This is a genomic window from Nocardia arthritidis (assembly GCF_011801145.1).
Taxonomy (GTDB): domain Bacteria; phylum Actinomycetota; class Actinomycetes; order Mycobacteriales; family Mycobacteriaceae; genus Nocardia; species Nocardia arthritidis_A.
The window spans coordinates 1,472,510-1,489,522 of sequence record NZ_CP046172.1 but is presented as its reverse complement, the minus strand read 5'-3'; the positions used below and the strand labels follow the sequence as shown (position 1 = coordinate 1,489,522).

Genomic DNA, 17,013 nt, shown 5'->3' with positions numbered 1-17,013 from the left:
TACCCGGTCGACCGCGGACCAGTCGGTAACCGCGGCCGGCGAACAGTCAGCACAGCCCGGACGTCACCCGGCGGCGAAGGCCAGATTCTCCGGCGTCGTCGCGACCGCGAGCCCCGCCAGCGCCTTCGCATGCAGGGCGCGCTTGATCACCGGCAGATTCGGCTTCCGGTTGCCGACCAATGCCGCTGCGCGCGCCACCGCGGTGGACAGCAACGCCTCGGCATCGGCCTTGTCGTCGACGATGCCCGCGGCGATCGCCTCATCGGCCGGGAAGCGGTGGCCGGTGGTCATCGCCTGCACGCAGACCTGATTGCTCAGCCGCTCGGTGAGCAGCGCGTTCATCCCGATCGTGAACGGCATGCCGAGGTGCACCTCGGGCAGGCACCAGAAGCCGCGGTCCGCCCGCATCACCCGGAAATCGTGCGAGGTGGCCAGCATCGCGCCCGCGCCGAAGGCGTGCCCGTTGATCGCGGCGACCGTCGGCAGCGGGAATTGCAGCAGGCGGGTGTAGAGCGAATGCACGCGATCCAGGTAGCCGTGCATCTCGCCGAGATTGCCGAACAGCCAGTCGGTGTCGAGACCGTTGCTGTAGAACTTGCCGGTCGCGGTGGTCACCAGCGCGGCAGGCCCCTCCGACGCTTCCACCTTGTCCAGCAGACCGTGGAATTCGTCGATCCAGTCGGGGTGGAAGCGGTTCTCGCTGTCGGTCTGTCCCTCGCTGCCGAGGTAGACGACGAACACATCCCCATCACGCTCCAGATACGGCATGCGTGCAGCGTAATAGGTGAGCGCCACGCTGCCTACTCACGGGTAGCAGACCGTGACGTGTGTGGCCGAATCCCGAGACCCTACGAGCAAGCGTTTGGTGTGCCAACGCCCAGCCAGCATCAAGACCGACGCAACCAGCCTTGGGAGCGAGTCTTACGAGCGACGTTCGCGGCCCGTCTCGCGTCCCAGCGATCGAAGCGCATGCGCCGCAGGCGCGAGTCTCGATCGCTGGGACGCGAGACTGAGGGGGCCGCGAACACGCGGCGCCGGAGGCGCCGCCATAGACTCACAGCATGCTTGCCGAACAGGCCGCTGAGGCTATCGCCGAACGTACGGGAGTGCCGCGCCACAGAGTCGCGGTGGTGCTGGGATCGGGCTGGCAGGAGGCGGCCGCGGAGATCGGCGCGCCGACCGCCTCGGTGCCGATGCCGGACCTACCCGGATTCGGCACCCCGAGCGCACAGGGTCACGTCGGGATGGTGCACTCGGTGTCCGTCGGCGAAACGCCGGTGCTGCTGCTGATGGGGCGCCAGCACCTCTACGAGGGCTACCAGCCCGCGGAGGTGGTGCACCCGGTGTCGGCGGCGATCGCGGCGGGCGCCGAGATCGTGGTGCTCACCAATGCGGCGGGCGGTATCCGGGACGGTCTTTCGGTCGGTGAGCCGGTGCTCATCAGCGACCACATCAACCTCACCGCGCGCACCCCGCTCACCGGCGCGACCTTCGTCGACCTGGTCGACGCCTGGGATCCCGAATTACGCGCGCTGGCAAGGGAAATCGAGCCGGGACTGACCGAGGGCGTCTACGCGGGCCTGACCGGTCCGCAGTACGAGACGCCCGCCGAGATCCGGATGCTGCGCACCATGGGCGCGGATCTGGTCGGCATGTCGACGGTGCTGGAGGCGATCGCCGCCCGCGCGCTCGGGGCACGGGTGCTCGGCATCTCGCTGGTCACCAACCTGGCCGCGGGCGTCACCGGCGCACACCTCTCACATGCCGAGGTGCTCGCCGAAGGTCATGCCGCCGCACCGCGTTTGGGCAAACTGCTGCGCGGCGTGGTGGAACGGATCTAGATGCTGCGCTTCGGCACCGCGGGGCTGCGCGGCCCGCTTCAGGACGGCCCCGACGGGATGAATGTCGACACCGTCGGCCGGGCGACCGCCGGACTTGTCGACTGGCTGCGCGGACGCTGCCTCGGCGGCGGCCGGGTCGTCGTCGGCAGGGACGCACGCCACGGCTCCGCCGAATTCGCCACGGTTACCGCGGAAATCTTTGCCGCGGCGGGCTTTCCGGTGACGCTGCTGCCACACCCGCTGCCCACTCCGGTGGTCGCGTACGCGGTGCGCGAGCTGGGCGCGGTGGCCGGGGTGCAGATCACCGCATCGCACAATCCGGCCACCGACAACGGCTACAAGGTGTACCTCGACGGCGGATCCCAGCTGATCGCGCCCGCGGATACCGAGATCGAGCGCTGTATCGACGCGGTGCGCGAGCCGTTCGACCGCACGCCGGTCGCGCCGTCCGACGACGAACTGCCGCAACGCTATCTGGCCCGCGTCGGCGAGCTGCCCGCGCTCATCGGCGGGCCCGGCGCCCGCGCCTCCATCCGGATCGCCCTGACCCCCATGCACGGCGTCGGGGGTGAGATGGCGCTGGAAGCCCTTGCCGCGGCGGGTTTTTCGGATGTGCACGTCGTTCGCGAGCAATTCGCGCCCGATCCGGACTTCCCCACCGTCGCGTTCCCGAATCCGGAGGAGCCGGGCGCCACCGATCTGTTGCTCGCCCTCGCCGAACGGATCGATGCCGATCTCGCGATCGCACTCGATCCGGATGCCGACCGGTGCGCCGTCGGCGTGCCGGGTCCGGACGGCTGGCGGATGCTGCGCGGCGACGAAACCGGCGTGCTGCTGGCCGACTGCGTGCTGCGCACCGCGACCCCGAATGCGTTGGTGGCCACCACGATCGTCTCCTCCCGCCTGCTTTCGAAGCTCGCGCCTGCGCGCGGCGCCCGCTACGCCGAAACCCTGACCGGCTTCAAATGGCTGGCCCGCGCGGGCGACGGCCTGGTCTACGCGTACGAGGAGGCGCTCGGCCACTGCGTCGACCCGTCCCGGGTGCGCGACAAGGACGGCATCTCCGCCGCGGTGCTCGCCGCCGACCTAGTGGCCCGGCTGAAATCCGAAGGCCGCACCCTTATCGACGAATTAGCCGACTATGCGGTCGAATTCGGTCTGCACGCCACCGGTCAGGTGGCGCTGCGGCTCGCCGATCCGGCCGCCGCGGCCGCGGTCGTCGCCCAGTTGCGCGCCGCCGCGCCCGGCGAAATCGCGGGCGAGCCGGTCAAATACACCGACCTCGCTCAGGCCAGGGGCCGGATGCGTACCGACGCACTGATTTTCGACGGCACCAACACCCGCATCGTCATCCGGCCGTCCGGCACCGAGCCGAAACTCAAGTGCTACCTGGAGGTGGTCGAGCCCGTCGCCGGACGTGCGGCCCTGCCACAGGCCGAAGCCGCTGCCGCGCAAAGCCTTTCCCGGCTGCGGGAGTTCTGCGCCGCGCTCGCCGACGGACCGGCGCGGCGGGGTTAGCGCACCGGTAGCGGGAACACTCGGGGCTTGCGCACGCATCGCGGCTTCCTAGACTGGCTGCGAACGCGTCGACCGAGAGAAGGCCCCCATGCGTAAGTCACTGTGGCTCACCGGATTCGGCGTAGCCGCCGTCCTCGCCTCCGCGGGCCCCGCCGCGGCCGCACCGACCATCATGGACCATGACGGCACCTACGTCGTCGGCACCGACATCACGCCGGGCGACTACGTCACCTATTCGGCCACCGGATCCTGCGTTTGGGCGCGACTCACCTCCTACGGCGACGTGCTGGAGAGCGGCAACGGCGGATCCGGCACCCAGCGCATTCGCATCGCGGCCGGTGACGGCGCCTTCTCCAGCACCGGCTGCGGCGTCTGGCGCACCGAGAACGCCAACCGCACCGGATCGGGCACCGGTTCGGCAGGCTCCTGACTAGGCCGTCCGTCGGCCCGCACCAGGCCGAGCTCCTGTGCGGAGGCACTCGCCCAACAGGCGCTGCCCGGCGGAGCCTGACATCCGCCCGCGCCAGGCCGAACTCCCTGCGAGGGAACTCTCCCAATAGATGCAGCCTGGCGGGGCCTGCCGTCAGCCCCCACCGGGCCGAGTTCCCTGCGGAGGCACTCGCCCATTTCGCCTGAGCCCGCGAATTGCCCTCAGCGAGGCCCGAATTGGCGATCGCCCGCGTCGCCGAGACCCGGGACGATGTAGGCGTTCTCGTTCAGCCCGGCGTCTACCGTCGCGGTGACCAGGCGCACCGGAAGTCCCGACTTCTCCAGCGCGGCAATGCCTTCCGGTGCGGCGACGACGCAGACGGCGGTGATGTCGGTGGCGCCGCGGGCGGCGAGCAGTTCCAGGGTGTGCCGCATCGAACCGCCGGTGGCGAGCATCGGGTCGAGGACGAAGACCGGCAGGTCGGTCAGGTCATCGGGCAGCGATTCCATATACGGCACCGGCTGGTGGGTCCGCTCATCGCGGGCGATGCCGACGAATCCGACCCTGGCGTCCGGGATGAGCTCCGCCGCCGCGTCCACCATGCCGAGCCCCGCCCGCAGCACCGGAACCAGCAGCGGCGGTGCGGCCAGCCGCACCCCCTCGGTGACGGCCACCGGCGTCGTCACCTCGAAGCGGGTCACCGGCGCCTCGCGCAGCGCCTCGTAGACCAGGATGCCGGTGAGATCGCGCAGCGCGGCGCGGAAAGCCGGGTTGTCGGTGCGGGCGTCCCGCATGGTGGTGAGCAGGGCGGCGGCGAGCGGATGAGCCACGGTGTCGGTGCGCATGAGGGAACGATAAGGTCGGTTCAGGTCGGCCGCCGAACCTCACCGATCTTTTTTCGTACGGGCGGGAACCGATCCGGAACGGGACGCGTCGAACTCAGTGAATGACGTACTCTGCCTGGGAAACAACAGATGGGGGAAGTTCTGATGCGAAAGATGTCGGCGGATACCGATGGCATCGCCGCCTACGCCGCGAACGCGGCGACGATGTCCGGGGATATGGCCGCGATCGCCGCGAATGCCGCGGGCTCGGATCCCCTGCTGCTCGCACCGGTCTTCGGGCTGATCGGCGGCGATTTCCTGGCGGCGTACGCCGCGACGCACGCGGGCCACGTCGCCGCGATCGGCCAGCTGTCCGCGGTGCTCGGCAGCATCGGCGGCGCGGCGACCACGGCGGCCACCGTGCTCACCGAGGGTGACCACAGCCGCGCCGAGGGCTTCCAGTCCGCCAGCAAGGAGCTGGGTGCGTGACAGCCGTGATCGACATCAGCCTGCTGGTCAAACCGCTGACCGATCTGCTGGCCAGCTTCGGCACCGGCGTGCTGACCGCCAGCGGCCCCGCCGACTCGCTGCGCGCCACGTCCACCGCCGTCGACCAGGTGCACGCCGCGGGCCGCGACAGCATCAACAACATGAGCTCGGCATGGGACGGTGTCGCCGCCGACGCCGCCACCTCGAAGGCGCTGCGGGTGCAGACCTCCGCCGCCACCATCTCCGACCGCGGCAACGATATGGCAACCATCGTCGGCCAGGCCGCGACCGAGATCGAGTCGGGCAAGAAGGAGCTGACCACCATCGTGCAGTCCTTCGTCGACGACGCGACGAAGCTGGCGCCGACGCTCACGACGCCCGCGGGTCTTTCGCTGCTCGTCGGCTCCGCGATCGACCACATCCAGCAGGGCGTCAAGGTGGTCGGCAAGGTGCAGAGCGAGCTCAGCACGCACACCACCGCGATGAGCGAGCTCACCCCGCCGCCGTCCACCTCGCTGGCGAGCACGGTGGCCTCCGGCGTTCAGTCCGCCGCGAGCAGCGTCTCCAGTTCCGGTCTGCAACAACTGGTTTCGACCGGGACGGGCCTGCTCGGCACCGGGACATCCGCGCTCAGCGGGCTGATGAAGACGGCATCCACATCGACAGTGCCCGCCTCGACCACGTCGGCGGGCACGCCGACCAAAACCGACAGCCCGACCACCAAGACCGATACCGGCCAGGGCGTCAAGATCAAACTGCCCGACGGCAGCGAGGTCACCGCGCCCAACGAGAAGGCGGCCACCGCGGTGCGCACGGCGCTGAAGGCGGTCGGCACGCCCTACGTCTGGGGCGGCAATACCCCCGGCGTCGGCCTCGACTGCAGCGGTCTCACCAAGAGCTCGTACGAGGCGGCGGGCATCGAGCTGCCCCGGCTGGCCGACCAGCAAGCCGTCGGCAGTCGGGTCTCCCCCGGCGATCTCATGCCCGGCGATCTGGCGGTCTGGGACGGGCACGTCGCGATGGTCGTCGGCAACGGAAAGATGATCGAGGCGGGCGATCCGGTCTCGATCACCGCGATTCGAACGGAGAACATCGGTATGCAGTTCAACGGCTTCTACAGGCCGACGGCATGACCAATTCACAGGTACCCAGCGTCCCGAACGTCACAGTGGCGGGCAGCACCAACCGCTCCGGCACCATCTCGGTGCGCGCCACCGATCAGGGCATGCCGGTGGAAATCAAATTCGAGCGCAGCGAATATCGTTACGGCGCACAGTCTCTGGCCAACGAGATCCTCCGGCTCACCAAGCGGTCCACCCTCGTCGCCAAGGCGCGCCGCCGCGAGGTGCTCGCCGAGGCGGGCCTGCCGGACGACATTCTCGACAAACTCGGCCTGCCCACCCGGCAGGCCGCGGTCGACGAACTGGACCGCCTGGACGACGCGGATACGGGACCGACGAGCTGGATGAGGCCGGTTTAAACCATGAGCGAGGTGGAGTCATGAGCGCCGAAATGGACGCGCTGGTCGCCAACGCGACCGCGAAGCTGGAGGCGCTGGAGGCCGCGCTGTACGGCCTCAAGCAGGTGCGCGGCCGGTTCACCACCGAGGACGGCATGGTCAGCGCCGAGGTGGACAGCGACGGCGCACTGGTCGCGCTCACCCTCTCCGAGGCGGTCACCTCGGTGCCGCCCGCCGAGGTCGGCCAACTCATCGTGTGGGCCTGTCGTCAGGCATCCGAGGACGCCGGCGCCCAACGCTCGAAGGTCGTTGCGACACTGAACGAGTCGTTCGTACCCACCGGACAGGACGCGCCGGGCAGCGTTGGGGGCGGGCCGGATAGTGCCTGAGGCCGAAGCTCGATAGGCTTCCGCTCATGGCTTCTGGAGACATCGTCCCGATCGAGCTCGGCCTGACCGACGGCGATCTCGTCACCCTGTGGGCTCCGCGTTGGCGGGACGGTGACGACGAATGGGAAGCGTTCCTCGGACACGAGGACGCCCTCTACGGTTTCGAGTCGGTGGCCGAGCTGGCCGCCTTCATTCGAACCAACTCCGACAACGACCTAGTCGACCATCCGGCCTGGCAGGTGGTGGCCGGGCTGTCGGCGGTGGAACTGGAGCCGGAGGAGAACTTCACCTTCGATCTGGTCGCCGTTCCGGAGCTGGCGGCCGGCGATCCCGATGTCGACACCATCGCCGAGCTGGAAGACACCCTCGGCATGGTGCGCAATATCGGCGAGGTCTGCGAACTGGAGACGGTCACCAAGTTCTTCGGATCGCATCCGGTGCTCGGCGCGCTGCCCGGCGGGGTGAGCGCGTTCGTCGGCCGGGATGGTGAGGAGCTCTGGGATCAGATCGGCGCCGCCATCGCCAAGGACTGGGACTCCGTGCTCGACGCCATCGACTCGGTGGTGCAGACCCCCGAGGTGGATGCCGAGGCGGTCGCGGTGGCCGAGGCCGAGCTGCTGGCCGCCGAGGAGAACGTGGTCGACGCCGACGACGCCGCGGAAAGCGACGAGGAGGAGTTCGAGCCCGTCGACCTGGATGAGGACGACGAGGACGATGAGGACGGCGACGAGGACGAGGACGAGTCGTTCTGGCATGAGGTCGGCATCGACCCGGTGAAGATCGTCACCGCCGACGGCAGCTACTTCACGCTGCGCTGTTACCTCGACGACGAGCCGATCTTCCTGGGCCGCAAGGGTTTGATCACCGTTTTCGATTCCGAGCGCGCGCTGGCCCGCTACCTGGCCGACGATCACGACCACGATCTGGCCCGGGTGAGCACCTACTCCGATGTGCAGACCGCGGCGGTCGACGGATCGCTCGAGGTCGAGGTGACGGACGAAAACGTCTATGTCATACCGGGTTTGGCCGACGATCTGGCCGAGGGCCCGGAGACGGTGGATATCGAACAGCTCGACCTCGCCGTCGAATTGTTCACCGACGCGGCCGATTACGCGGACGACGACAGCGTCGAGCAGGCGCTGGCCCAGTCCACCCCGCTCGGCTGGTACGTCTCCTACCTGCTGAACCCGGACCCGAACCGGCTCGCGCCGAATCCGCCGTTCGCCGCCGAAGCGCAGGCGTGGCGGGAGCTGGAGCACGCGTTCGAAAGCAGGCTCGAGCACAAGTAAAGCGAGCGCTCGGCCCGGCAGCGCCTATCGGGCACGGCGAGTTACCGGTGCGTGCACCGATGACGCTGCGGCACTTGGTAACTCATCAGGCGGGGGACATCCGGATCCAGATCTGTTCGGCGCGGCCGAGCAGCCGGTCGTCGGAGCCGTATACGGCGCTCGACGCGTAGCTCTTACGGCCCTTGTCGCCGTGCTCCTCCCCCACCACCACACAGGGTTCACCGGCCGCGGGCAGGTCGTACACGGTGGCCGTCATCGAGCCGAGCAGCGCGGGGCGCACCTGCATGTCGGACAGCGCCCAACCGCCTGGGCAATCCAAGGCTGCCCAGAGCAGCGGGTTATCGATGGTCAGCGAATCGTCCGGCGTCCACGGAGTCGCCACCAGACCGGCGCGGATCGGGCCGGGTTCGAGCCGCAACCCGTCCGGACGCGCGGTGCCGCAGGCGAAGCACCGCGAGAACACCTCGTTCGTCTGATACGCCTTGCTGGCGGCCACCGCGTCGGCGTGCGAGACGACCTGCGGCACATCGCGTTCGAATCCACCCGTGCGCGATTCGGCCAGCAGCGTCGGTCCGTCATAGAGATTTCCGGCCCGCACCTGCAGCGGCTTGTCGAGCGGCGGCGGACTGCGCAGCACCACCGTCACCACGGGCTCCTCCCGCAGTCCCGCGACCAGTCCGGACACGTAGCCGCCCTGCCCGGAGTCGGGCGGGCCGTTGAACCTGCGTGGTATCTGGATAGTCGTCATGTCAAACACGCTAGCGGGCGAACCGGTCGGCCACGAGGTATGCGAGTGCCTCGCACACGAACTCGGCCCGGCCACCGCCAACGTCCGGCATGCCCATTCAGCGAGCGTCTCGCACACGAACTCGGCCCGGCGACCGCCTATGTCCGGCATGCCGATCCAGCGAGTGCCTCGCACACGAACTCGGCGAGCCAGCACGGCACCCATCCGCCAACGGGGGCAACGGATTACGGCCCGTTGCCCCATCCTCAGAAATCAGCTGCGCGGCACGGTATTTCAGCCGAGCAGTACGGCGTAACCCGGCTTGATGATGTCGTCGATGATGCGCAGCCGCTCCGGGAACGGAATGAACGCCGACTTCATCGCGTTGATGGTGAACCGCTCCAGATCACTCCAGCCGTAGCCGAAAGTCTCGACCAGCTTGAGCATTTCGCGGCTCATGCTCGTGTCGCTCATCAGGCGGTTGTCGGTGTTGACGGTGACGCGGAAGCGCAGGCGGGCCAGCAGGTCGAACGGGTGCTTGTCCAGCGAGGGCACCGCACCGGTCTGCACATTCGACGACGGACACAGCTCGAGCGGAATTCGCATGTCCCGCACGTAATTCGCGACCAGGCCGAGCTGTGCGTCCTCGATCGCGCCCGGCACGTTGATATCGTCGGTGATGCGAACGCCGTGGCCGAGCCGGTCGCAGCCGCAGTAGGCCAGCGCCTCGTGGATGGACGGCAGGCCGAACGCCTCACCGGCGTGAATCGTGAAGTGCGCGTGGTTGGCCCGCATATATTCGAAGGCGTCCAGGTGGCGGGTGGGCGGGAATCCGGCCTCCGCACCAGCGATATCGAATCCGCCAACGCCCGCATCGCGGAAACGCACCGCCAATTCGGCGATTTCACGCGAACGGGCGGCATGCCGCATCGCCGTGAGCAGGCAGGTGATCACGATCGGACGACCCGCCTCGGCCGCGGCGGCCGTGCCTTCGCGGAAACCGGCCAGCGTGTGCTCGACCACCTCGTCCAGCGTGAGACCGCGCTCCAGGTGCTGCTCCGGCGCGAAACGCACCTCGGCGTACACCACACCGTCCGCGGCCAGGTCCTCGGCGCATTCCCGGGCGACCCGGCGCAGGCCCTCGGGTGTCTGCATCACCGCGACGGTGTGCGCGAAGGTTTCCAGATAGAGTTCGAGCGATCCGCTGTCGGCCGCGTCCCGGAACCAAGCGGCCAGGGCGGCCTCGTCGGTGGCGGGTAGTTGGTCGTAACCGCAATCGGCGGCGAGCTCCAGTACGGTCGCGGGCCGCAGGCCACCGTCGAGGTGGTCGTGCAGCAGGGCCTTGGGAGCTTGGCGGATCGAGGCAAGGGTAAGTGGCATCGGTCCTGTCATGTACACACGTTAGCCGCCGCGCGGCCCACAGACAGCGCAGTTGCGACGTGGCAACCGTCTCTTCGCCCCGCGGACACGGCCGCGCCCACATCCCGACACCGGAAGTCCCTGGTCAGCGGGCCCCGGTCGCGCGCAACCGTGTGACCGGTGCCGCTGATCACCACCCGATGTGACGACGCTCGGACCGATCGGTCGGCCATGCGGCGCGCCTGGCCGAGTTCGAGAACGAAATACGTTCTGCCGCTTGAATATTTACGCGACAGGTCCGAATTGCCAGTGGGCTGTATCCGGTTTCAGGCCTCGATACGGTCCAAGATGAGCGCGGCGGGCGGCACCGTCGCGTCCGACTCGAGTACGGCGGCCGACCGCAGCGCGTCCGATGCGCCGGAAAAGGCCTCCGGAGTATCGGTGTGCAGCGTGAACAGCGGCTGCCCGGCGACGACGGAATCGCCTGGCCTGACATGTATTTCGACACCGGCACCGGCCTGCACCGGGTCGCCCTGCCGCGCCCGGCCCGCACCGAGCCGCCAGGCCGCGATGCCCACCGGCATGGCGTCGAGCCGGGTCAGCACGCCATCCTGTTCCGCCCGAACGATTTCGGTGTGCCTGGCGCGCGGCAGCGGCGCGTCCGGGTCACCGCCCTGCGCGCGAACCATTGCGCGCCAATGATCCATCGCGCGCCCGTCGGCCAGCGCCTTGGCGGGATCCACGTCGAGCCCGGCCAGCGCGACCATCTCGCGGGCCAGCGCCAGGGTCAGCTCGACTACGTCGGCCGGGCCGCCGCCCGCCAGCACCTCCACCGACTCGGCGACCTCCAGCGCGTTGCCCGCGGTGCGGCCGAGCGGGGTATCCATCGCCGTCAGCAGCGCGACCGTGCGAACACCGGCGTCGGTGCCCAATTCGACCATGGCCCTTGCCAATTCGCGTGCGCCATCGAAGGTCTTGAGGAAGGCGCCCGAGCCCACCTTCACGTCGAGCACCAGCGCCGCCGTGCCCTCGGCGATCTTCTTGCTCATGATCGAACTGGCAATCAGCGGAATGGATTCCACGGTTCCGGTGACATCACGCAGTGCGTACAGCCGCTTGTCCGCAGGCGCCAGATCCGCACCGGCCGCGCAGATCACGCCGCCGATTCCGGGATCCGCCAATATTTCTCGCATCCGCGATACCGAAACATCGGCCCGCCAACCGGGAATCGACTCCAGCTTGTCCAAAGTGCCGCCGGTGTGGCCCAATCCGCGTCCGGACAGCTGCGGCACCGCCGCGCCGCAGGCCGCGACCAGCGGTGCGAGCGGCAGCGTTATCTTGTCACCGACCCCGCCAGTCGAATGTTTGTCGACGGTCGGCCGCGGCAGGTCGGTGAAATCCATCCGGCGGCCCGAGCCGATCATCGCGGCGGTCCAGCGCGCGGTCTCGCGCCGCGTCATACCGCGCAGCACGATGGCCATCGCCAGCGCCGCCATCTGCTCGTCGGCGACCCGGCCATTGGTGAAACCGTCGATGACCCAATCGATCTGGGCGTCCGACAGCTCACCGCCGTCCCGCTTCGCCGTGATGATCGAAACCGCGTCCAATGCCGTCACACGGCAAGTCTGACACGGACTCGCGTAAAGACCTTGGTAGTTGTCGGTGGGCTCCGATAGCCTCCCTGCATCAGTTCGTTCGATCTAGGGGTTTGGGGGTAAGTCATGACAGCTGTACATCTGGAACGACGGGTTTCGAACCTGGAGAGTCGTATCGAGAAGCACTTCGGAGCAGCCCAACTGGAGATGCGGAAGGATATCCACCAGCTGACGCTCGAGAACGTTCGCCTCATGGACGGTCTCAACGGCTTGAGCCGTGGTGTGGCGCTGATGATGGAGCACATGGGAATCGAGCCCATCCCGATTCCGATGATCGCACCCCTCACCCCGGATGAGGTCGAGGCGTCGTTCGACGAGAACTGCAGGTGATCGTCGATGACGGATACACCGATCGAACATCGCATCAGCATGCTGGAAACCCGTGTCGTGGATATCGAGAAGCACGCGGCGACTCACCTGAGGCTCGAACGAGACCTGCGTAAGGTCTCGGTCTTTGCGGAACGAGTCGCGGATCAACAGAACACCATCGGTCAGGGCGTCGCGCTGATGATGGAGCGGATGGGCATCCCGCCGATCGATGTCTACGAGCTCGAGATGCCCACCGACGCGGAGATCGATGCGCTGCTCGAAGCGGATTGCCGAGGTGGTCGATGACGCCCACATCGATCGAGCGCCGCATCGAAAGCCTGGAGATCCGCGTCACCGATCTCGAGGACCTCATCGACGAGACCCAGCACGAGTTGCTACGACGAGTCACCCGGATCGAACTCTTCGCGCGCCGGTCCACTGATCAACTCAACGGCATAGGCCGAGCTCTCACCGCGATCGCGGACCATTTCGGAATTCCACAGACACCGATACCCGAGGTCATTTACCCGACCGAGGCCGAGATCGACAACGCGATGGCCGAGCGCTGGTGAAACCGACGCCCACCGACGCGATCCGGTAACTCGACCGATTCGGCTGCCGCCACAGCCGAATCGACCAACCGTCAAACCTGCCCGGCGGCAAGGTGCTCCGGGCCGAAGGCATCCGGCAGCAGCGCACCGAGCGCAACAGGTTCGGTCGCGTGGTCGACGAGGAGCTCGGGCCCGCCGTGTTCGTAGAGGACCTGTCGGCAGCGTCCACAGGGCAACAGAATTTCGCCGCGGGAATCGGTGACCGCGATGGCGCGCAGACGCCCTCCGCCGCCGGAAATCAAGTTACCGACGAGTACGGTTTCGGCGCAGATGCCCAAACCATATGAGACATTCTCCACATTGCACCCGAGCACGATGCGGCCATCCACACCGAGCGCCGCGGCGCCGACCGGAAACCGCGAGTACGGCGCATAGGCATTGCGCATAACTTGAATGGCATTGTCGCGCAACAAATTCCAGTCGATTTCCGACATCGGACACCTCCCGTGTACGCAGACCAACCTACCGGTTGGACGACTACCGGGCGCGCCATTTCGTATAAAGAAAGGCAAACCTAACTCAACCGAATGTAGCCAAACGCACGGCACGCCGAATTAGTTCCGGGATTGGCAGAGGATTAGAGTCCAGAACAGATCGGTTCAGGTTCCCGGCGGTGGGCCGGAGCGTAGCCACCTGGGCATTCGCCCCTCCACTCAGCCGGAATGGGACCAACAACCGGGTCCATCAACGACGTTGGAGGCACCGTACTCTATGACCACGCTAGAAGCTCCGGCTCCCGCTCAGCCGAAGCGGAAGACGCTGTACCGAGGCGACCCCGGAATGTGGTCCTGGGCGCTGCACCGGATCACCGGTGTCACCATCTTCTTCTTCCTCTTCGTGCACGTCTTGGACACCGCGCTGGTTCGCGTCCATCCCGATACCTACAACCGGGCGATCGAGACCTACAAGAACCCGATCGTCGCGCTGATGGAGATGGGCCTGGTCGTCTGCGTACTGTTCCACGCGCTCAACGGCGTTCGCGTGATCCTGGTCGACTTCTGGTCGAAGGGGCCGCGCTACCAGCGTCAAATGCTGTGGATCGTGCTCGCCATCTGGTTCGTTGTCGCCGCCGCGGGCGTCGGACGCCAGTTCTTCTACCTGTTCACGGAGCACTGATATGACTGCACCCGTCCTCGGTAAGTCCTACGACCGCCCCGCGAGCCTGGACCTGCCCCGCTCGCCGCGGGCCCGCTCCAACAACAACTTCGAGAAGTACGCTTGGCTGTTCATGCGCTTCTCGGGCCTGCTGCTCATCGTGCTGGTCTTCGGCCACATGACGATCATGCTGATGCTCGACGGCGGCGTGAAGCGGCTGAACTTCGGCTTCGTCGCGGGCCGCTGGGCCAGCCCGTTCTGGCAGCTCTGGGACCTCACCATGCTGTGGCTGGCCCAACTGCACGGCGGCAACGGTCTACGCACCGTGATCGCGGACTACTCGCGCAAGGACTCGACCCGGTTCTGGCTGAACACCCTGCTGGCCGTCTCGATGATCCTGATCATGGCCGTCGGCACCTACGTCATCTTCACCTTCGACCCCAACATCAGTTAGGAACAGGCCACCTCGATGACTGAATCCCGACCCGTTCAGGAGCATCGCTACGACGTCGTGATCGTCGGCGCCGGTGGCGCGGGCATGCGCGCGGCGATCGAAGCTGGTCCGCGTGTCCGGACGGCGGTCCTGACCAAGCTGTACCCGACCCGCAGCCACACCGGCGCGGCGCAGGGTGGTATGTGCGCCGCACTGGCCAATGTCGAAGAGGACAACTGGGAGTGGCACACCTTCGACACTGTCAAGGGTGGCGACTACCTGGTCGACCAGGACGCCGCGGAGATCATGGCCAAGGAGGCCATCGACGCGGTGATGGACCTCGAGAAGATGGGTCTGCCGTTCAACCGGACCCCTGAGGGCAAGATCGACCAGCGTCGCTTCGGCGGCCACACCCGCGATCACGGCAAGGCCCCGGTGCGCCGCGCATGTTATGCCGCCGACCGCACCGGCCACATGATCCTGCAGACGCTGTACCAGAACTGCGTCAAGCACGACGTGGAGTTCTTCAACGAGTTCTACGTGCTCGACCTGGTCATGAGCGATACCGACCGCGGCCAGGTCGCGACCGGCGTCGTCGCCTACGAGCTGGCCACCGGCGAGATCCACGTCTTCCACGCGAAGTCGATCGTCTTCGCCACCGGCGGTTCCGGCCGGATGTACAAGACCACCTCCAACGCGCACACGCTGACCGGCGACGGTATGGCCATCGTATTCCGCAAGGGACTTCCGTTGGAGGACATGGAATTCCACCAGTTCCATCCGACAGGTCTGGCCGGGCTCGGCATCCTCATCTCGGAGGCCGTCCGCGGCGAGGGCGGCATCCTGCGCAATGCCAGCGGTGAGCGCTTCATGGAGCGCTACGCCCCCACCATCAAGGACCTCGCGCCGCGCGATATCGTCGCCCGCTCGATGGTGCTCGAGGTGCTGGAGGGTCGCGGCGCCGGGCCGAACAAGGATTACGTCTACATCGACGTCACCCACCTCGGCGAGGACGTGCTCGAGGAGAAACTGCCCGACATCACCGAATTCGCCCGCACCTACCTTGGTGTCGACCCGGTGAAGGAACTGGTTCCGGTCATGCCGACCTGCCACTACGTGATGGGTGGCATCCCGACCAGGATCCGCGGCGAGGTGCTGCGCAACAACACCGATGTGGTGCCCGGCCTGTACGCGGCGGGCGAATGCGCATGCGTCTCGGTGCACGGCTCGAACCGCCTCGGCACCAACTCGCTGCTCGACATCAACGTGTTCGGTCGCCGCTCCGGCATCGCCGCCGCCGAATACGCCCAGCGCACCGAATTCGTCGAGATGCCGGAGAATCCGGCCGCGATGGTGCAGTCCTGGCTGGCGCAGCTGCTGAGCGATCACGGCAACGAGCGGGTCGCCGATATCCGCACCGAACTGCAGTACACGATGGATATGAACGCCGCCGTGTTCCGCACCGAGGACACCCTCAAGCAGGCGCTCACCGACATCCACGCGCTCAAGGAGCGCTACTCCCGAATCACGGTGCAGGACAAGGGCAAGCGATACAACAGCGATCTGCTGGAGGCGGTCGAGCTCGGCTTCCTGCTCGAGCTGGCCGAGGTCACCGTTGTCGGTGCGCTCAACCGCAAGGAATCGCGCGGCGGTCACGCCCGCGAGGATTACCCGGACCGCGACGACGTCAACTTCATGCGGCACACCATGGCATACAAGCAGGGTGCGGATCTGATCGCCGATATCCGCCTCGACTTCAAACCGGTGGTGCAGACCCGCTACGAGCCGATGGAGCGTAAGTACTGATGACTGCCGTAGCCGAACCGACGACGCAGGCTCCCGCACCGGTCCCCGAGGGCTCGGTGATGATCACCGTGAAGGTGGCCCGGTTCAATCCGGAGGACGACAAGGGCGCGCACTGGGAGTCGTTCCAGGTGCCGGTCCTGCCGACCGACCGCTTCCTGAACGTGCTCATCTACATCAAGTCCTACCTGGACGGCACGCTCACCTTCCGCCGGTCGTGCGCGCACGGCGTGTGCGGTTCGGATGCCATGCGGATCAACGGTGTGAACCGGTTGGCCTGCAAGGTGCTGATGAAGGACATGCTGCCCAAGGACGGCAAGTCGCTGACCGTCACCGTCGAGCCGATCCGCGGCCTGCCCGTGGAGAAGGATCTCGTGGTGAATATGGAGCCGTTCTTCGACGCGTTCCGCGCGGTGAAGCCGTACCTGATCACCTCAGGCAACGAGCCGACCCGCGAACGCATCCAGAGCCAGGCCGACCGGCACCGCTTCGATGACACCACCAAGTGCATCCTGTGTGCCTGCTGCACCACCTCCTGCCCCGTGTACTGGAGCGACGGCAGCTACTTCGGCCCCGCCGCCATCGTCAACGCGCACCGCTTCATCTTCGACAGCCGCGACGAGGGCGCCCGCGAACGCCTCGACATCCTCAACGACGTCGAAGGTGTCTGGCGCTGCCGCACCACCTTCAACTGCACCGACGCCTGCCCCCGCGGCATCGAGGTAACGAAGGCCATCCAGGAAGTCAAGCGCGCCCTCCTCTTCGCCCGCTGACCCCACCCA

The 17,013-nt window shown here is 67.3% G+C and carries 21 protein-coding genes; 15 read left to right on the top strand and 6 right to left on the bottom strand.

Annotated elements, in window-relative coordinates:
* Positions 1 to 63: 63 nt before the first annotated feature.
* Positions 64 to 768 carry an enoyl-CoA hydratase/isomerase family protein gene (locus F5544_RS06570; RefSeq protein ID WP_167472354.1) on the bottom strand — a complete coding sequence of 235 codons (705 nt, stop codon included), beginning with the start codon at positions 766 to 768 and terminating at the stop codon, positions 64 to 66.
* A gap of 293 nt (positions 769 to 1,061) precedes the next feature.
* Here F5544_RS06570 and F5544_RS06565 point away from each other — a divergent pair, with 293 nt between their 5' ends.
* From F5544_RS06565 to F5544_RS06555, 3 genes are all read left to right on the top strand, one after another.
* Complete coding sequence (locus F5544_RS06565) at positions 1,062 to 1,841, top strand: purine-nucleoside phosphorylase (RefSeq protein WP_167472353.1); 780 nt, start codon at positions 1,062 to 1,064, stop codon at positions 1,839 to 1,841.
* Positions 1,842 to 3,359 (top strand): phospho-sugar mutase, encoded by a 1,518-nt coding sequence (locus F5544_RS06560; protein WP_167472352.1) that lies wholly within the window; start codon positions 1,842 to 1,844, stop codon positions 3,357 to 3,359.
* Positions 3,360 to 3,447: 88 nt separating this feature from the next.
* Positions 3,448 to 3,789 carry a hypothetical protein gene (locus tag F5544_RS06555; protein ID WP_167472351.1) on the top strand — a complete coding sequence of 114 codons (342 nt, stop codon included), beginning with the start codon at positions 3,448 to 3,450 and terminating at the stop codon, positions 3,787 to 3,789.
* A gap of 221 nt (positions 3,790 to 4,010) precedes the next feature.
* Here the strand turns inward: F5544_RS06555 and upp are convergent, their stop codons facing one another.
* Complete coding sequence (gene upp / locus F5544_RS06550; protein ID WP_167472350.1) at positions 4,011 to 4,634, bottom strand: uracil phosphoribosyltransferase; 624 nt, start codon at positions 4,632 to 4,634, stop codon at positions 4,011 to 4,013.
* 129 nt (positions 4,635 to 4,763) lie between these two features.
* Between upp and F5544_RS06545 the strand changes: the two genes are divergently transcribed.
* From F5544_RS06545 to F5544_RS06525, 5 genes are read left to right on the top strand one after another with little or no spacing between them, the layout of a single operon-like run.
* Entirely contained in the window at positions 4,764 to 5,102 is a 339-nt protein-coding gene (locus F5544_RS06545) for a hypothetical protein (protein WP_238847117.1), read from the top strand.
* Positions 5,099 to 6,235: an NlpC/P60 family protein gene (locus tag F5544_RS06540; protein ID WP_238847116.1), complete on the top strand. Its 1,137-nt coding sequence runs from the start codon at positions 5,099 to 5,101 to the stop codon at positions 6,233 to 6,235. The genes F5544_RS06545 and F5544_RS06540 overlap by 4 nt, the downstream gene beginning before the upstream one ends.
* A complete protein-coding gene (locus tag F5544_RS06535) occupies positions 6,232 to 6,582 on the top strand; it encodes a hypothetical protein (RefSeq protein WP_167472349.1) in 351 nt (116 codons plus the stop codon). Before F5544_RS06540 ends, F5544_RS06535 begins: the two co-directional genes overlap by 4 nt.
* A gap of 20 nt (positions 6,583 to 6,602) precedes the next feature.
* Complete coding sequence (locus tag F5544_RS06530; protein ID WP_167472348.1) at positions 6,603 to 6,950, top strand: YbaB/EbfC family nucleoid-associated protein; 348 nt, start codon at positions 6,603 to 6,605, stop codon at positions 6,948 to 6,950.
* Between the two features lie 26 nt (positions 6,951 to 6,976).
* Positions 6,977 to 8,239: a primosomal protein gene (locus F5544_RS06525; protein WP_167472347.1), complete on the top strand. Its 1,263-nt coding sequence runs from the start codon at positions 6,977 to 6,979 to the stop codon at positions 8,237 to 8,239.
* Between the two features lie 85 nt (positions 8,240 to 8,324).
* Here the strand turns inward: F5544_RS06525 and F5544_RS06520 are convergent, their stop codons facing one another.
* The 3 genes from F5544_RS06520 to F5544_RS06510 all read right to left on the bottom strand — a co-directional run bounded on the left by F5544_RS06520 (position 8,325) and on the right by F5544_RS06510 (position 11,941).
* Positions 8,325 to 8,987, bottom strand: coding sequence for a hypothetical protein (locus tag F5544_RS06520; RefSeq protein ID WP_167472346.1), 663 nt, complete (start codon positions 8,985 to 8,987; stop codon positions 8,325 to 8,327).
* Positions 8,988 to 9,260: 273 nt separating this feature from the next.
* Positions 9,261 to 10,358 carry an adenosine deaminase gene (locus F5544_RS06515; RefSeq protein ID WP_167472345.1) on the bottom strand — a complete coding sequence of 366 codons (1,098 nt, stop codon included), beginning with the start codon at positions 10,356 to 10,358 and terminating at the stop codon, positions 9,261 to 9,263.
* Between the two features lie 293 nt (positions 10,359 to 10,651).
* A complete protein-coding gene (locus F5544_RS06510; RefSeq protein ID WP_174867285.1) occupies positions 10,652 to 11,941 on the bottom strand; it encodes a thymidine phosphorylase in 1,290 nt (429 codons plus the stop codon).
* A 105-nt stretch (positions 11,942 to 12,046) separates the two neighbouring features.
* On the opposite strand from F5544_RS06510, the gene F5544_RS06505 reads away from it, so the two are divergent.
* From F5544_RS06505 to F5544_RS06495, 3 genes are read left to right on the top strand one after another with little or no spacing between them, the layout of a single operon-like run.
* Complete coding sequence (locus tag F5544_RS06505) at positions 12,047 to 12,310, top strand: hypothetical protein (RefSeq protein WP_167472344.1); 264 nt, start codon at positions 12,047 to 12,049, stop codon at positions 12,308 to 12,310.
* Positions 12,311 to 12,316: 6 nt separating this feature from the next.
* A complete protein-coding gene (locus F5544_RS06500; RefSeq protein WP_167472343.1) occupies positions 12,317 to 12,595 on the top strand; it encodes a hypothetical protein in 279 nt (92 codons plus the stop codon).
* Positions 12,592 to 12,861, top strand: a complete 270-nt coding sequence (locus F5544_RS06495) for a hypothetical protein (protein ID WP_167472342.1) — start codon at positions 12,592 to 12,594, stop codon at positions 12,859 to 12,861. Before F5544_RS06500 ends, F5544_RS06495 begins: the two co-directional genes overlap by 4 nt.
* A 71-nt stretch (positions 12,862 to 12,932) precedes the next feature.
* On the opposite strand, the gene F5544_RS06490 is transcribed toward F5544_RS06495, so the two are convergent.
* Positions 12,933 to 13,334, bottom strand: a complete 402-nt coding sequence (locus F5544_RS06490; protein WP_167472341.1) for a cytidine deaminase — start codon at positions 13,332 to 13,334, stop codon at positions 12,933 to 12,935.
* Between the two features lie 277 nt (positions 13,335 to 13,611).
* Here F5544_RS06490 and sdhC point away from each other — a divergent pair, with 277 nt between their 5' ends.
* From sdhC to F5544_RS06470, 4 genes are read left to right on the top strand one after another with little or no spacing between them, the layout of a single operon-like run.
* On the top strand, positions 13,612 to 14,016 hold the full coding sequence (gene sdhC, locus F5544_RS06485) for a succinate dehydrogenase, cytochrome b556 subunit (protein WP_167472340.1): 405 nt from the start codon (positions 13,612 to 13,614) through the stop codon (positions 14,014 to 14,016).
* A gap of 1 nt (position 14,017) precedes the next feature.
* Positions 14,018 to 14,449, top strand: a complete 432-nt coding sequence (locus F5544_RS06480; RefSeq protein ID WP_167472339.1) for a succinate dehydrogenase hydrophobic membrane anchor subunit — start codon at positions 14,018 to 14,020, stop codon at positions 14,447 to 14,449.
* Positions 14,450 to 14,464: 15 nt separating this feature from the next.
* Positions 14,465 to 16,234: a succinate dehydrogenase flavoprotein subunit gene (gene sdhA, locus F5544_RS06475; protein WP_167472338.1), complete on the top strand. Its 1,770-nt coding sequence runs from the start codon at positions 14,465 to 14,467 to the stop codon at positions 16,232 to 16,234.
* Entirely contained in the window at positions 16,234 to 17,004 is a 771-nt protein-coding gene (locus tag F5544_RS06470) for a succinate dehydrogenase iron-sulfur subunit (protein WP_167472337.1), read from the top strand. Before sdhA ends, F5544_RS06470 begins: the two co-directional genes overlap by 1 nt.
* Positions 17,005 to 17,013: the final 9 nt, after the last annotated feature.

What these genes read in the sequence shown, in the direction of transcription:
- F5544_RS06570 (WP_167472354.1), bottom strand. Translation starts at nt 768, where the DNA reads ATGCCGTATCTGGAGCGTGATGGGGATGTGTTCGTCGTCTACCTCGGC.
- F5544_RS06565 (WP_167472353.1), top strand. Translation starts at nt 1,062, where the DNA reads ATGCTTGCCGAACAGGCCGCTGAGGCTATCGCCGAACGTACGGGAGTG.
- F5544_RS06560 (WP_167472352.1), top strand. Translation starts at nt 1,842, where the DNA reads ATGCTGCGCTTCGGCACCGCGGGGCTGCGCGGCCCGCTTCAGGACGGC.
- F5544_RS06555 (WP_167472351.1), top strand. Translation starts at nt 3,448, where the DNA reads ATGCGTAAGTCACTGTGGCTCACCGGATTCGGCGTAGCCGCCGTCCTC.
- upp (WP_167472350.1), bottom strand. Translation starts at nt 4,634, where the DNA reads ATGCGCACCGACACCGTGGCTCATCCGCTCGCCGCCGCCCTGCTCACC.
- F5544_RS06545 (WP_238847117.1), top strand. Translation starts at nt 4,764, where the DNA reads ATGGGGGAAGTTCTGATGCGAAAGATGTCGGCGGATACCGATGGCATC.
- F5544_RS06535 (WP_167472349.1), top strand. Translation starts at nt 6,232, where the DNA reads ATGACCAATTCACAGGTACCCAGCGTCCCGAACGTCACAGTGGCGGGC.
- F5544_RS06530 (WP_167472348.1), top strand. Translation starts at nt 6,603, where the DNA reads ATGAGCGCCGAAATGGACGCGCTGGTCGCCAACGCGACCGCGAAGCTG.
- F5544_RS06525 (WP_167472347.1), top strand. Translation starts at nt 6,977, where the DNA reads ATGGCTTCTGGAGACATCGTCCCGATCGAGCTCGGCCTGACCGACGGC.
- F5544_RS06520 (WP_167472346.1), bottom strand. Translation starts at nt 8,987, where the DNA reads ATGACGACTATCCAGATACCACGCAGGTTCAACGGCCCGCCCGACTCC.
- F5544_RS06515 (WP_167472345.1), bottom strand. Translation starts at nt 10,358, where the DNA reads ATGACAGGACCGATGCCACTTACCCTTGCCTCGATCCGCCAAGCTCCC.
- F5544_RS06505 (WP_167472344.1), top strand. Translation starts at nt 12,047, where the DNA reads ATGACAGCTGTACATCTGGAACGACGGGTTTCGAACCTGGAGAGTCGT.
- F5544_RS06500 (WP_167472343.1), top strand. Translation starts at nt 12,317, where the DNA reads ATGACGGATACACCGATCGAACATCGCATCAGCATGCTGGAAACCCGT.
- F5544_RS06495 (WP_167472342.1), top strand. Translation starts at nt 12,592, where the DNA reads ATGACGCCCACATCGATCGAGCGCCGCATCGAAAGCCTGGAGATCCGC.
- F5544_RS06490 (WP_167472341.1), bottom strand. Translation starts at nt 13,334, where the DNA reads ATGTCGGAAATCGACTGGAATTTGTTGCGCGACAATGCCATTCAAGTT.
- sdhC (WP_167472340.1), top strand. Translation starts at nt 13,612, where the DNA reads ATGACCACGCTAGAAGCTCCGGCTCCCGCTCAGCCGAAGCGGAAGACG.
- F5544_RS06480 (WP_167472339.1), top strand. Translation starts at nt 14,018, where the DNA reads ATGACTGCACCCGTCCTCGGTAAGTCCTACGACCGCCCCGCGAGCCTG.
- sdhA (WP_167472338.1), top strand. Translation starts at nt 14,465, where the DNA reads ATGACTGAATCCCGACCCGTTCAGGAGCATCGCTACGACGTCGTGATC.
- F5544_RS06470 (WP_167472337.1), top strand. Translation starts at nt 16,234, where the DNA reads ATGACTGCCGTAGCCGAACCGACGACGCAGGCTCCCGCACCGGTCCCC.